Origin of the sequence: Tenacibaculum jejuense, assembly GCF_900198195.1 — a bacterium.
Taxonomy (GTDB): Bacteria; Bacteroidota; Bacteroidia; order Flavobacteriales; family Flavobacteriaceae; genus Polaribacter; species Polaribacter jejuensis.
Window position 1 is genome coordinate 2,354,590 of sequence record NZ_LT899436.1, and the last position, 16,382, is coordinate 2,370,971.

Below are 16,382 nucleotides of genomic sequence, written 5' to 3' on the forward strand. Positions count from 1 at the left end.
TATTAAAAGTTATTTTTGCAACTTTAATTGCTCCTAAACTTTGAAAAAATTGTTTATTAAATCTGTTTGTTGCACGCTATTATTTTTTATTTCAAAACTAATTACAGCGCAAAGCTTTATTTATACCAATTATTCTACTGCTGATGGACTCAGTAGTTCTGAAGTATATGATATTACTCAAGATAAAAATGGATATTTGTGGTTTGCAACCGATAGGGGATTAACGCGTTACGACGGTTATGAATTCAAAAAATATACAACCAATGATGGAATTGATGATTTGGTTATCCTAAATTTTTATGAACAGAACGATGGTACTATTTTATGCATTACATTAAATAGAAAACTCTTTTTTATTAACCCTGATACCGATTCTTTTACTTCTTATAAGTACAATCGTGTATTAAAACAAATTACCGATTACAATGCTATAATCAATATCACTAAAAAGGAAGATTCATTATATATAAATCTTGCAACTTCATTGGGTTACCTTAAAATAAATCAGGAAGGTATTATTGAAAATAAGTTAATCTCATGCATTAAAGATCTTGATATGTCCAATAAAAATATTGATGCTTCTTATATAAAACATCCCAAACAAGGTTTTTCTGCATCATTATCTTTTGATAAAATCAAGAAAAAATATGAGAAAAATTGTCATATCTATCTAGATCGCCCTTTTGAAGATTATTTTATATTTATAGATCGTAAAGAAATGTATGTGCTAAACACTACAACTGATTTTCTAAAAAGAATCGTTAATGATAATATTACAGTTGTTACTGGAACTTATGATTCGAATCATTTCTGGATTGGCCTTAATCATGGTGGTGGTAAAGTTTTTTCGAAAGATGGAAAATTAAAATATCATTTCTTTCCAAATAAAACAGTAACAAAGTTTTTTGTAGATCATGAAGGTGGTTTGTGGATTGGTACAACTGACTCTGGAGTTTACTATATAAAAAATAAATATATTGGATCGCATGCAATTTCTACCTCTTGTAAAGATGTTACTTCTCTTACTAAGAATAAAAAAAATCAACTTTATGTAGCCTATAGTAATGGAGAAGTATATAAGCAAAAAAACTATCAATATAAAAAGCTATGGGAGTCAAAGAACAAACATCCTGTAAAAATTCAGTATAATCAAAAAGTAAAAAAGCTATTTATAGACACTTATAATTTCTCTTACCAAGAAGAAGTTAACTCAATTCAAAAGATCAATTCCCATAAATATTTTGTTTCACGCGCTATTTCCGATAATCCAAACAGGTTGCCCGTACTCACAAATCGAATTATTGATGATACTATAAATGTACAAATTTTACCTCATACTTATACTAAAAAAATTAACCGAATTTTAGATATAGAATATGCTAATGAAGGCTATTTTTTTGGTACTTTGTCAGGAGGATATCACTACAAGAAAGATTCATTATATGCCTTGAAAGAAATAGATAGTCACTTTAAAGTTAGAATAGAAGATATTGATAAGGTTGATAAAAGATATTATTTTGCTAGTTTAGGTAATGGCGTTATTGTAATGGATAAAGATTCAACTTTTACTATTAAAGAATCTGATGGTTTATCTAGTGATATCATCACTGAAATATATCCAAAAAACAATAAAGAAGTATTTGTAACTTCTAATACAGGTTTGAATAAAATTACCTTTTCAAATGACTTAAAAAATTATACTGTCTCTAAGCTTTCTATTGATGAAGGTTTACCAAGTAATCATATAAATGATGTAGAAGTTATCAATGATACAATTTGGATCGCTACAAAGAAAGGATTGTTCTCTTATCCAGAAAAAAAAATGGATTTGAAACAAGAGACCATATCTAGAGACTGGCTAAAAATAGAAAGTGTTACAATTAATAATAAATTTGAAAACCAGCTTAATAAAATAAGTGCCTTAAATTATAATGAGAATACCTTAGAAATTAAATTTTCAGCAATTTCATTTAAAAAAAATAAGGATGTTTTGTATCGTTATCGATTAGTAGGACTAGAAAATAACTGGAATATTACCCAAAATAAATCGGTTAAGTATAATCACCTGACTGCTGGAAAGTACACATTTGAAATTCAAACTAAAGGAGGAAATATAGTTTGGAATACAAAAAGTACTACACTAACCTTTAAAATTCATCTCCCATTTTGGAAAACTTGGTGGTTTAATACTTTAATCCTTATCGCCATTTCAGTTATCATTTATATGTTCTTTAAATTCAAAATTCTTTCTTATGATAAGGAGCTTTTTAAAGAATTACTATTTTTAGTATTAAAAAAGTTAAATGGAAAAAGTCAACATATTATTATTAAGGAATCTGGTATTGAAATAAAACTAGATACTTCACTAATACATTATGCCAAATCTGCTGGAAACTATTTAGAAATTGTAACGCTTGAAAAAACCTATGTTGTTAGAAAAAAAATGGGAGATTTTGAGAAAAACCTCCCAGATAAAGAAAATTTTATACGAGTACACCGTTCCTACATTATAAGAAAAGATAAAATAGAAAGTAAAAATACAAAGTGGGTAAAAGTAAACGGTGAACAAATTCCTGTGAGTAGAAACAACAAAGAAAAAATAGATAAAATGGTTTTCTATTAATAGATTTCAACTTGATTGGAAGTACCTCATTTTTATTTTAAGACTTCAATTCTTGTGTTATTAGAAGTTAAGAATTGAGAATATTAGGGATTGATAAGTTAAAATAACACGTAACTTAATGTATTAAAAAAATCATTAGTCTATTTTTAAACTTAAAAATAAGAGGCTGAATACTAAGTTAAAAAACAAATAATTCAGCCTCCTAACCTTTTACTATTTAATTATAATTTGTTTCGTAATACTCTTAATTTGAGTTTCAAACTTTAAAAAGTAAATTCCTTTAGGTAAGTTCAAATTCAAATAAAAAGTAGTAGCATTATGTTCCAAATCATGAATATTTTCAATTTTTTTAACAAAGACACCATTGGTATTAAAGATACTAAGTGCTGTTTTGGTAGCTGTATCTTCTAATCGTATACTAATGTTTCCATTACTTGGGTTTGGAAATATCATAATCTCATCATGTTCTTGTATTGATGTATTATCTAGTGTATTTGTTCTCATCATAATATCGTTTATTGGATCTTCAATTGCAATAATCCCTCTAAAGCACTTTGGCTGTGAAGGTTTAGAAACACTACCATCTCCACATACCGCAACAACTTGCCATACAAAACAGGCAGGCATTAAATCTGGGGTTAAATAAAGTCTATTTGTTGTAGTTTCTGTAGCTAAAAACTTTTCTCCTGCAGAGTATCCGCAACATTGAGTCAATACATTTTCAGGTGAACTAACTACATATTTAACTGCTCCTGGTACCCTATCCCAAACTAAATAAGTAGCTCCAAAGTCTAAGCCTCTTGGCGCTGGTAATTTAGCACACAGATTTGTTTCTTTATTTTCATAGCACATCGGTTTTGAAGGATCTGAAATACTACCATCAGCACATACTGCTTTTACTTCCCAAGCAAAACATCCATTTTTAAGATAATTTGGAATTGGAATTGAACTGTCACTAGTTTCTATAGGATTAAAGAATAGTGTACTTGTACTGTTGCAACAAGGTACATCTTGAGTAGCTACACTTACAATATATGTTACGGCATCACGAATAGGATCCCATAATAAATGAGTATCACTATTTCTTAAATTTGAAGGTGGTGCTAAGGTTGTACATTCATCTTTTTCTTCATTATCATAACAAATAGGTTCCGATGGTTTGGAAATATCACCGTTAGCACATACCGCTTTTACTTCCCAGGCAAAACATCCAATTTTAATATCATCTGGAATTTGAATACTGTTTGTTGTTGTTCTTAAATCTGAAAAATATGACTCCGGTCCGTCACAACAAATCACTGGTTTGCTAGCAACGCTAACTATATATTCGACAGCATGTGGAACTGGATCCCATAACAAATGTGTATCATTATTACTTAAATTTGTAGGTGCTGGAAAGTTTTCGCAATCAATATCTTTTTTACTGTAGCAACTAGGTTCCGAAGGTTCAGAAATATCACCGTTAGCACATACCGCTTTTACTTCCCAAGCAAAACAACCATTTTTAAGATCGTCAGGAATTCGTATTGTATTTGTATTTGTTCTTAAGTCTGAAAAATACAACAAAGGTTCATTACAACAATTTACGGGTTTACTTGCTACACTAATAATATACTCAGTAGCATGAGGCACCGCATCCCAACTTAAAAAAGTTCCATCAGTACTTAAATTTATAGGTGCTGGAAAGTTTTCACAATCAATATCTTTTTTACTGTAACAACTAGGTTCTGAGGGTTCAGAAATACTTCCATCAGTACATACAGCTTTTACTTCCCAAGCAAAACAACCATTTTTGAGATCGTCAGGAATTCGTATTGTGTTTGTATTTGTGCTTAAGTCTGAAAAATATAACAACGGTTCATTACAACAATTCACGGGTTTACTTGCTACACTGATAATATATTCAGTAGCATTTGGAACCGGATCCCAACTTAAAAAAGTTCCATCGTTACTTAAATTTTTAGGAGCATCTACAATCTCACATTCAGAACATTCATAGATTATAGTATCTTCATAAGTACATGTACTTACTCCATCAGGATTTCGTAAGGTTACTGTCGCCGTATAGGTTGTATTAACATCTCCTAATCGTATTACTTCATTTTCCTCTAATCCATCACTCCAAGTAATCGATTCAAAATCGGTAATTGCATTGCCCAATTCATCTTCAATAGCAATCACAAAAACTCCGGAATTACAAGGACGACAACCATTAGCTGTTTTTGCCTGTTCTCTGATTTTTGTATTACTCAATAAGTCGACATCGTTTACAGTAGGACATTCATAGTTTTTTAATTGAATGGTATCATTACAACACACTAAACTATACTTTAATTCATATTCGCAATTTGAATCGATTTTTTTTAATGTTAATGTCCAAACATCTGATGACCTTGCTAACACAATATCGTTGGTTATGATATCACCAGTAGTGGTATTGGTCCAAAAGAAGTTATACCCATCTGAACTTGTAATAATTTGATCGTTTTGATCTTTCACCTTTAAAGGAAAAACATCCATGACACAAGGGTCATCACAAAAAGGGAAAATTTTGGGTGTTAATGTACAACAATCTGGAGTTAATGCAATTCTTACTTCCGAAGCATTACAGTTTGTTGTAGATGCGTTGTACGCTACATAATAGTGCTTTTCTGTATCTAAACTATTAAATGTATGAGAATCAACATCATTTACTTCTGTTACTAAATTAATCGTATCGCTATCTAAAATAGAACCTGCTACACTAGTTTCATATAATTTCCAATGATGAGCAACATTACTAGTTAATGATTGTACTGAAGCATCAAAAGTAGTATCTGAACAATTATAAACGAGTTCAAAATCACCTTCAATAAAGCTATCGTTATAGGTAAATCTTTTGGTTTTGAAAATTGTGGTGTTACAATATGTATTTTCCATACTTATTTTCACTTCATAGGTTGTATTCGCTTCAAAAGTTACCGTATCAGCAAATAACTCCGTAAGATTAAATTGGCCTGTGGTCGTACTTTTTCGAGAAAGTAATGTAGTAGCATTAAAATTTACTTCAAATAATTCAATATTATATGCATCAATATTTAGGGTTGATGAAGCATTTACAAATACATCTTCACATAAGTTAAACGCTGATTGTTGAATTGCATCTTTATCTTCAAAATGAAAATTCACTTCATTATCAGCATTACATGTTATAGGGCAGATTTCTAAATCTGTAATTAGTACATTAGCTTGTGGCCAATTACTTTGTTTTGTTGGAAAAAACCATAGGTTATTAAAATCTTGTTCTGCGGTAAAAACTAGTTCATAGGTGTCTGAATTGGGTAATTGGTTCCATATATTTTTTTGCATAATCACCTGATTTGGTGTTGGAATAGGTGGAATAATAGCGCGTCCATCAGGGATCAATCTATTGGTCGTAAGAATAACATTCATAAAAGCATTATCTAGAATAGGGATATTTTGTGTCCCTCCTAATGTCAAACTTGTAGCTGTAGCAGTTAATCGTACTCTATATTGTTGATTTCTTTTGAAACTAAAATTAAAATGATTTACACCTTCTCCTCTGTTATTTTTAGCCCAAAGCCAAATCGAGTTTGTAGTCCAAGTGGGAGATCCATGAGTATAACTCCATCCTGAATTATTCTGTATAATTGGAATTGTATTACACGGATCTTGCTGTGTAAATACTTTAATAAATGACACAAAAAACAATAGCAATAATATATTTTTTTTCATTTTTTCGTTTGATAATTTTGTTTTTTTCCTACTCTATTAAGGTTTTTCGGTTAACACCTTTTTTGAATCGATTCTTTATAAAAACGTAACTTTAACCTTCTATAAAAAGAGATCTTTGTACTTCAAATTTTTTGCGCAAATTTTCTACTGCAAAAGTATTTTGCTTAGTGAAATTTTACTTGTGTGTTTCTTATGGATGTGATAAAACGACTGAATAAAAGTGATGAAAAACCTATATTTTATAATATCTTGTGATGAATGATTATATATTTGGGGTGAATGGAAAATATCTAAATAAAAAATAGATCATATCTATTCCTATGATCTATGCTTTATATAAAATGTGTGTTTTGATAAATGAAGACCTAAAAAGATTTTTTTTCTTCAAACTGAACTTGTTTCATTTTCTCATTACAACTAATAATCAGAATAATGGGATTCTGAAATACTGAAACAAGTTCAGCACAGGTAAATTCAGAATGACGTTTTCAGATACTTTTTAGATCTCCTATTTTTTTGAAGGTAATTTAAACGATTAATGAAAGTATTTGTCTTTCTTTTAGCTTTCCCAAGCTATTCTTTGCTGTCCATTTATGTTAACGTAAATTGCTAAAATCTGGTCAGAAACTTCGTTATTTAAGATGTAATCAGTAATGTTATCACTCCTTAGTGAAAAGAAATATTATTCAACTTTAAAACCTATAATAACCCATTCAAATTCTGAGATTTTGTAGTATTCTCATCAATAATATTATAAAATTCTGAAGGCATTTCTTCTAAATGATATGCTAAATATTCTAGAACTGAGTTTTCTTGTGAATTTATAAACTCACTTTCAAATAAAGAACAACTCTTTTTATCAAACTCTTCTATATTATCAAGAATTTGTTTTGCCTTTTTGAAGTATAGCTCATCAATTTTTTCTTCTGCAAATCAAATTAAGGTTATTGTTCTATTTTTTAAAGTTAACTCCCACGTATAATTTTTGTTATGTGATATTTTAAATATTTATAGCAGTCAAGTAAGGTAATTCAATTTGTTTCATTTTTTCTACTTTGTTGTATCAACATTATTTTAAGTCATCGATTTCATTAAATGCTTTATTAATCATCCAATTCGAAACCTCTTTAACACTCTTAATTCTTTTTGTCAATTCTTCACTTTGGCTATATCGCTCTTTGTTAAATCCAATCTATTTTTGAAAATACTTTTTCGCTATTCATTAACTGTTCATGTAAAATATTTGACTTCTCAGAATTAGTTTTTAGCATAGTCCCAAAATTGATTACAATTTACTCTGTCAAAGCTTTCCATTTTCGGATGGATTTCGAGTAAAAATAAATACTGATAATCCAAATAATAATGGTAAACCAAAAACCGTAATCATCGAACCATAATATAAAAAGATCTTTGGTTCTATCTGGGTAACCTAATAGCTCACGATAGTATAAGTAACTAAATAATACAACTAATGGTATAGCAAATAATGCTAAAGAAAATAATATAGATACTAGAGTTTTACGCCATTTTCCAATTAATCCTAAAATTGAAAAAACAACAATTAAAATATTTAATAATAGCGCAATAAAAATTCCTATTCTATTATTAAAACCTAAATACTTATCTGCTATGTAAATTAATAATATTCCAAAAATTAAGACTATACCAGCAGCTACAACACTTAATAGTATATTTCTGATATCTGTTGTTTTAAATAAGAAAATTAATAATGAAAATATAAGAGATAAAATAATGAAAGCATAAAGACTCGCTATATCAAAAGTTGGGTGAAATGTGTAATAAACATTTCTGAAAAATATATTTAAACGACCAAAATCACAATAAGGGATATAGTCAAAATATTCATCGTAATCTTTTTCAATTAAAACACTCTTTCCGTCTGCAGTTTTAGGAAATCTACTGTAATACAGATAGTCTTTTTTATGTTGTGTATTGGGAATTAATATTGTGTCGACTCTTTTCTTAGTCTTAAAATAATTTAACTTCAATTTATTTATCTCATACTTTTGAGGTTTTCTATCTTGAATATTAATTATGTATTTATAATCATTTTCTAAATTGATAAGGTATAACCAATCTTCCTTTTTAAGGTTATGTTCTACCTCGTATTGCTTAGCTAAATTGTAAAATTGATCTAATTCATTACTAATAACACTTTCATCTTTTTTATCTAATAATTTTTGATAATGTATGAGTCTGTTTCGATAATCAATAGAATCTTGACCGTAACTTATAAATTCTTGAGAAAAATTATATAAATTCGGAGTAATTAACTCTTTATATGAAGAAATATCATATACAATTCTATATTTAAATGGTTGATTGTTTCTTACATAAGATTCTTCATCGTAAATACCATCCTCTGTAAACACATTATTTTTTGAATCCTTTGCTATTAACTCCTCATCTATTTTGAAGAATTGATGAAATTCTCCATCATGTCTTAAGTATGCTCTAGTAGTATCTATGGTAACTCCCAAGTAATCTGTTCTTTCGGTAGAAACAACTTGCAATGGAAAAGGCTCTGGATACTGTTTTGCCTTTATCGTATAATTAGATCTATTTTTTAAGAAAAAAATAGCAGCGTTATTAAATTTCTTAATATCAGCATCTATATTTTCCCAATCGTATAAAACTTTAATTTTGGTTGTAATACCTTTCTTATAGGAATAGTAGTGCGTAATATTTGTAAAAAATATCAAAAATAAAATACAAAACTGAATAAATAATGTTCCCTTTTTTAAAGGATAAAAGTTTTTAAATGCATTATTTTTTAAATAAAAAATAATCCAAATTAAAAGTGAAATAATTGAGATTAAAACTCCTATTAAAATAGCAGGTGAATCAAAATAAAAACCTTCTAAACTGTAATGACTGGATACATCTTTTTGTGTATTTACTGAAAAGTACCCTGCAATGAAAAATGCTAAATGTAATACAACAGCAAATGTTAACATCCAAACCAATCTAGTATTCCAAATTAGCGGATAATGTTCAACTAAATATTTATTTATTTTTTTAATCGTTTCCATAGGCAAGTATTAATACACAAAAAATCTTCTTGTTGATTTAGAAATGTCTCTAATGTATTGTATTGTAAAATTATTTGAAGCTATTATTGATAGCACATTATTAAAAGTAATCGTATTATCTTTAAAGTAAATGATATACACTCCTCCGTTATATTCTATTTGTTCTAACTCGTATTCTTGAAATACTTTTTCAATATCTTCTCGTGAGTTAGTTGTATCTAATTCGATAATTAAAGAATTTTCTTCTTGTGTTTTTAAGCCTAGAAGATCTGTTGGTTTACCATTTCTAAGATAAATTACTTCATCTGAAACTTTCTCTACTTCGTATAATTGCTGTGAAGAAAAAATCATAGCAATCGGATTTACATGTGATTTTGCTAACATTTTTAAATCCTCTAAAATTACCTGTTGAGCAAGAATATCTAAATTAGCCAACGGTTCGTCTAATAAAACAATTTCTGGTTTTCTAAGCATCGTTCTGGCTAACTCAAAACGCATTTTATAACCAGAAGATAGTTCACTCCATTTTAAATCTTTGTATTTCCACAAACCGAACCTTGCAATCATCATATACACCAATAAATGATTTTTCTCACCTGTAACTCCATGATGAACTAAAGCAAATTTCAAATTATCAATGACACTTCCATACCATTTTGAAGTTCTTTGAGGAATGTAAACTAATTTTGATTTTAAATCATATATATCATCTGAATGCTCAAGAAATGAATACGAAAGATCACCTGATGTTTTTTCTATTAAAGAAGCTAAAATTGTGAGTAAAGTTGTTTTACCATTTCCATTCTCTCCAACCAAACCAAAAATATCCCCCTTATGAAGCTTAATATCAATTGGTCCTAATTTAAATTTTCCTCTTTTATATTCTTTTTCAATAGAAATTCCTTTGAGTATTGGTTGTCCAATTATGTTTTTATCTTCTATGCTAAAGTTATTTATAGTCTCCTTACATATTATAAAATCATCTAAAATTTTAGATTTATCATTTTCCTCTTTTTCATAAATTTCTACAAATGCTAATGCAGCTTTATAGACTTCTGATTTATTGGTATTTAAAGCTGCATCAAGTAACATTCTATATCCTAAAGAATGATCTCCTTGATTGTAATACTCTGTGGCTTGTTGAATAAGCAATTCTTGTTTTGTCAACTTATTTTCCATAACAATTCTTAATTTAATAAGTTATCTCTCTGTAAAACTAGGTTTTATTTTTCTTTTTTGAAAACTTGAATCTTTATTCGTTGGTCATGATTCAATAATCGTAGTTTTTTAATCTACAGTAAAGCAATCATCTAACATTTGATATAACTTTGGATGTTTCCTTTTCAATAACATTGGTCTTTCGAAAAAATATTCGCAAGCAACAGCAAAAAATTCTTCTTTTGATGTTCCTCCGTAATTCCTAATATCAGAATCATCATTATTAATATCTTCCATTTTATCATGAACTAAATCTAGCCAAACTAACAAATTCTTATTGTCTAATAATGCTTTAGGAATACCATCAATATTTCCATCTAGTTTATCTAGTAAATGAACAAATTCATGGATTCCGGTATTTCCTTTATCAGTTTTGTTCGTAAAACCATGGTGTAAAGCTCTTCTCGATAGAATCATTTTATTTTCAAAACGTCCGTTTCCAACTAATCCACCAATAATTTTGTTTTTTGACTTTGCTGCGAACTCTAAATCTTCATTAAAATAATCTGGATAAATAATCACAGTTTTTAAATTTGGATACATAAAATTATTAAAACCAAAAACTGGTATAATAGCACTTGCTGCAACTAATAAAATATCTAAATCTTCAAGTTCAAAATCAACCGCAACAATTTCTACACGATTCAAAAAAGTCTGAATTCGTTTTTTAAAATGTAAACGGTCTTCTGTATTTAATTGTTTATAAAACAGTACATTTTCTTCTAATAGTGTATACCAATGTTCTTGAATTTCAACAGTATTAATTTTAGGTTCAACTTTTTCTTTAGTAATTGATTTATATACTAAAAAAAGGATAATAAGAGTACTAATGATATATAACAAAATACTTTTTCTTTTAGGCTAAAATACTATTATTTTTCATTTTCTGAATTTAGGAAAGGTTCTACAAAACCAATAAATTCTAAATTGCTTTTTTTCCATCTTGCTCCGTGACCAGACGCAATACGAACTTCATAAATCAACTCGTGTTTAAAATGATAAAATACATTCCACCAAGTTTTATGGTGAAGTAAATGTAGTATAAGTTCTTTTACTTTTTCTTCTTTCTGCTTCGGATTTCCTTCCACGCTACCCCAAAAGTTATTTGTTGTTCGTTCAGAATGTTTTTCAAAAGCTCTGACTGCTTTAGTAACGTGTAAATTATATTGCTCAAAACTTGCTTTAAAAACATCATCATTTAAAGGCGGAAGTGCGTTTATCGTGTTATCTGTTGCTGATGTTAAACGTTGCCCTAAAACCAAAAGAAAATCAGTGATATCTGTATGCTGAAATCTTTGATTTAATTCATCAACTTCATTTATCTCAAATAAAAATAGAAACTGTTCATAAGCAGCTTTTCTATCTCTTTGAATTTCTTCTTCAAAATATGGCAAAGTAAGTGTATTTAAAAAATTTGCATCAGAATAATATCCATGTAAATTAGCTATGAAAGACGTCAAATGTTCTTCTTTACAATACGTTAAATAATGTTTTTCTTCTTTTTCAATGAGCTCTTTTTGTAAAGTCAACAGTGTAATATGTAATTCTTCTTTTTTCATGTTTTACTGAATAACACAGCAAACTTAATTTATTACTACGTATTCTTTTTGCGTAGCAATTTAAAAAATTAGAAATGGAAAGATTTTTACTTGCATCTTTGGGTATTTTCCAATGTTTTGTCTTTTAAACTACATTTCTAATTCTAATCCTATTTTCAAATCTTTTTAGATAATTAAATCTATATTGATGAGAACCTGAAACAAGTTCAGGTTGACGTTACCTTACTTGAATAAAAGTACTTCTTTAACTAAACTAACAGCTTCTTTGTTAAGCGCTTTAGTAAATAGTTTTTGACGTTCTTTTTCAATAGTATTCCACTCATCTTCGTAATCTTTCTTAAAATCTACAAAAGCATCTTGGGATAGTAAACCAATAGTTTTACCAGTTTGTTTTGGTTCAAAATCACCCAATTTACTTTGTACGTTCATTAGTCTGTTTTCGTTAATGTAACTCATTAGTTTTTCTAGAGTTTCCTTTTCTTTATCTGAAAACGATACCACAGTAGTTTTCCTAACTCGTGTTGTTGCATGTGAACGTTCAGACCATTTTTCGTTTTTGTTTTTAAAGATTACTCGTGTTCCATTTTTAAAAATTTTACTTTCTACGGGTTTAATTACAACACCTTCACAAGTGTTATCTTTAATCTCTGGAAGACCAAGCCAACCTGGAATCTTTGAATCAAACTCGTTTGAATATGCTAGACAATCTTTAAATGAACCTTCAAAAAGTGATTTTGCATAAAATAGTCTAACGGTTTCAAAAAGTTCATTCGCCTCATCTACATTTAGATATACATCTTGATCAATACGAATATCAAAAGCATAAAAATCGTTATCAGGTGTATAAAAGACTCCTTTTTGAATTCTTGACATTCCTTTTGATTTTGGTACTTCTGAGTGTTCATAACTACCTCCAAAGATTTCTCCATAGACAGTAACTTCAGTCATAGTTGGGTATTTTTCTTTAACAAGTACGTACAGTTTTTCAATAGCTGTTCTATATTTTTCTAATACGTATTTGTAGTTGTTAAATTTTTCGCCTTCAGCAATTAACCCACTACGTTTTGCGACTTGAATTACTTCTCCATCTGTAATGAAAGAAAAGTTAGCTCCGTGCACTTTTTCTTGAACTACATATTTTTCTTTATCATATCCATGAAGATAAACTTGCTCAATTTGTTTTTCACGATATGTGTTTTCAATACTGTTATATTTCTTAAACATGATCTTAATTTTTTTAATAATTACTAATTCTCTTTTTGCGCGCTTGTGTAGAAGATGAGATTCGAACTCATTGTTATTAAACATTCCTTTATACTTCTACGTTTTCATTAACTCTTTAAAACACTTTTCTTTAATACTGACAATAAAAAAGCACCTCGTTTCGGAGGTGCTTTTAAAATTTATATACTAAACTTTTTACTGTCTATACCTCCTATTTTTCATTTGAAATAACTCCATAACAATACTTGCACTATTTATTTGTGCTCTTTTATTAGTATTCCAATCTTGTATGTTATTCATTTTTAGCATTTCCTATGAATTAATTTTTTCGTGGTGCAAATATGTGTCAAATATTTCAAACTTACAAATTACAAAACACTTAAAATCAAGTATTTAAAACAATAAAACTCAATAGATTTCCTGTCCGTAGTTTTACGGATACACAACAAACTTGTTACTATTTTGATTACTAGTTATTTGCTGATTTAGCATCGACTATGTGTTTGCTTTTTAACTTTCTAAGATTTTTTATCATTTTTTACAAAAAAAAGCGTCCAACTTAAAAATTGGACGCTTTTACTATGAATTATTATTTGTTTTTAATCTCTATTTTCTTCTGAAATAATTACATAACGTCCTTTCTGCGTTCATCCAATTTAGATAAACACCAGCATCTTTTCTCGATATTTGAATTGTGTTATGTAATGATTCTTGTTTCATTTCTGATGCAAATATGCAATATTTTTTAGAATTTGAGAATTGTAATTTAACAAGAAACTAATGTTTTATAATTTTTTGGAAGTAATTCAGCTATTAAATTAAACCAAATAGGTACGCGATCTAGTATCCAAGCGTCTGAAGTTATAGCTACAAATTCATTATTTGCAATAACTTTATCTGGATTATTTTCTAAAATTACATCCCAGTTGTAATCATGTTTTTCTGCAATAGTTAATAATTTAGTTTTCATTCTACCACTATTAGAAACTGGTTGATCGAAAACCCAAACTACTTTTTTTACCTTATATTTTTGAAAGAAATCACCAATTAAACGGATTGCTTCTTCTGTTTGATTTACACTTTTATAAGTTCCGTGTAAAGAAGACAAATCACGATAAGCTCCATCTTTTCCTTCAAAAATATACGCATTAGAAAGAATACTTTCTAATAATATAATCTGATTAAAACCATCAATTATGATTTCTTTACCGATCAAATTCTCTTTCGAAATTTGCTTTTCCTTTCTGCTTTTTATAGCTGATACAGCAGCAGACATTCCTTTTATAGCTTGTTGTTGACGCTTATTCAACTTATAACGATTTCCAGCTAATTCACAAGAAGAAGCTTCTCCATAGCCACGTTCTAATAGAAACGACATATCGTAAACTGCTTCTTTTATCTTTCGTAGCATAAATTCTTGTCCAAATAATCGATCATCTGAACCTTCTTTTCCTCTATTTTTTGGCATTATTAGTTTTACGAGTTAAGAATAATTATAATAATTCTTTATTTTAGTTTATTGAATAATTTTTAGTTGTAAATACTGTTTTGACGTCATTCCGAATTTATTTCGGAATCTCATAACTCTGATAAACAACAATTTTTAATGAGAACCTGAAATACTGAAATAAATTCAGCACATGCAAGTTCAGGTTGACGTAAGTTTATGATCACACACTACTAATATCGTTCTGATTATAAAATTCAGTTCTAATACTATTTAATAACTCATTGGCCAAAGCTTTATCTGGTTTTTCTGGTAAATCTGAAGTTTCATAAAGCTGTTCTAATTCTTTTTTAATAGTTTCTGCTTCATTAACTAAATCATCGTATTCAAATTCAGCATTTTTGATTCTAAATAAATATTTTCTTTCAGATTCGCTAACTCTAACATTTATAACTTTGTTTTTAGCAATCTCTTCTGCCATCTGCAATAAACGAAATGTGTGCATCATGTTCTTCGCATCATAATTTTTATCATGAGAGATATTACTTTTATAACGTTCGTCATTTCTTTTATCGACCCAATCCCAATATTCTTTGTACTTTTTACAATACGATGAATAACCTTCTAAATTACTGTATAAAACTGCAATTGGCTTTTCTTCTTTCGGAATTGAGCTTGTACACACCTCATTTGCATTTTCTCTCGCAATTCCTTGATAACCTAATAAATCACTATAAAACAAATTGAAACAATTCTTCATATTTGGAATTTTAGCCAATCCGCAGTTATTGATATCTAAATCATGTTCTGTTAAATATTCTTTTAATGGTGATGACTTTTTACCTTGGAGAACAGTACAAAAATCAATGATTTCTTTTCGTTCTTTTTCAACCGGATTAACAATTTTCTTATTTAAACCTCTCGCCTTTTTAATCTGAGTAAAAGCATAATTAGCAAATGTATTCTTGCATAATTTTGATAAAAATAACTCAGATGTAATTTTATCGTAAATCGGATGTTTAATTTGAATACACTCAGCTGGCATATTTAATAATTCTAGAATATTCGGATTATTCTTTAAGCATAATTCTATAAACTTTCTTAATTCATAATACACAATATCATTCGTTTCATTATTGATTTGTCCAACATAATCCAACGAATAGAATTTATCTTTCGGTAAAATAAAAACACCCCTAATATCAGTATCTGAAGTAGGCGTTTGTAATCCATAAGCTCTACTTCCGCTGATACTTTCAAAAATAATTGAGTTTGATTTTTTTAATTCTTCTAGTGTCATTGCTTAATATTTTTAAATAAATGTCTGGTTGAGCGCAGTCGAAAACTTTTTGATAATGAATAATTCTTCTTTCTTTTCCTTGATGAAAAGAAGCAAAAATCAAGATTTATGATAAAAAATTAAGAAAATGCTACAGCATCTACAGCCACAGATGAAAAAAACTCGTTATCACTCAAACAGTTTTTCATCTTTTTCCTCACTGCTGCCTTGATTTTCAAACTTT

9 protein-coding genes are annotated in these 16,382 nt (G+C 28.5%); 1 reads left to right on the forward strand and 8 read right to left on the reverse strand.

Going from position 1 to position 16,382, the window contains the following annotated elements; translation table 11 throughout:
• The first annotated feature begins 40 nt into the window (after positions 1-40).
• Entirely contained in the window at positions 41-2,623 is a 2,583-nt protein-coding gene (locus AQ1685_RS10560; protein ID WP_095071947.1) for a ligand-binding sensor domain-containing protein, read from the forward strand.
• A gap of 213 nt (positions 2,624-2,836) precedes the next feature.
• On the opposite strand, the gene AQ1685_RS10565 is transcribed toward AQ1685_RS10560, so the two are convergent.
• From AQ1685_RS10565 to AQ1685_RS10600, 8 genes are all read right to left on the reverse strand, one after another.
• Entirely contained in the window at positions 2,837-6,358 is a 3,522-nt protein-coding gene (locus tag AQ1685_RS10565; protein ID WP_095071950.1) for a T9SS type A sorting domain-containing protein, read from the reverse strand.
• 1,292 nt (positions 6,359-7,650) lie between these two features.
• Complete coding sequence (locus AQ1685_RS10570) at positions 7,651-9,411, reverse strand: VIT1/CCC1 transporter family protein (protein ID WP_095071952.1); 1,761 nt, start codon at positions 9,409-9,411, stop codon at positions 7,651-7,653.
• Between the two features lie 9 nt (positions 9,412-9,420).
• The gene (locus AQ1685_RS10575) at positions 9,421-10,590 is read right to left on the reverse strand and encodes an ABC transporter ATP-binding protein (protein WP_231970176.1); all 1,170 of its coding nucleotides are present in this window, start codon (positions 10,588-10,590) and stop codon (positions 9,421-9,423) included.
• A gap of 108 nt (positions 10,591-10,698) precedes the next feature.
• Entirely contained in the window at positions 10,699-11,472 is a 774-nt protein-coding gene (locus tag AQ1685_RS10580) for a M90 family metallopeptidase (protein ID WP_095071954.1), read from the reverse strand.
• Between the two features lie 29 nt (positions 11,473-11,501).
• Positions 11,502-12,188 carry a hypothetical protein gene (locus AQ1685_RS10585; RefSeq protein WP_095071957.1) on the reverse strand — a complete coding sequence of 229 codons (687 nt, stop codon included), beginning with the start codon at positions 12,186-12,188 and terminating at the stop codon, positions 11,502-11,504.
• Positions 12,189-12,410: 222 nt separating this feature from the next.
• Positions 12,411-13,412, reverse strand: a complete 1,002-nt coding sequence (locus AQ1685_RS10590) for an RNA ligase, Rnl2 family (protein ID WP_157730182.1) — start codon at positions 13,410-13,412, stop codon at positions 12,411-12,413.
• 766 nt (positions 13,413-14,178) lie between these two features.
• Positions 14,179-14,880, reverse strand: coding sequence for a DUF434 domain-containing protein (locus tag AQ1685_RS10595; RefSeq protein ID WP_231970177.1), 702 nt, complete (start codon positions 14,878-14,880; stop codon positions 14,179-14,181).
• A 202-nt stretch (positions 14,881-15,082) separates the two neighbouring features.
• Positions 15,083-16,159 carry a nucleotidyltransferase domain-containing protein gene (locus AQ1685_RS10600; protein WP_095071963.1) on the reverse strand — a complete coding sequence of 359 codons (1,077 nt, stop codon included), beginning with the start codon at positions 16,157-16,159 and terminating at the stop codon, positions 15,083-15,085.
• Positions 16,160-16,382 lie beyond the last annotated feature (223 nt).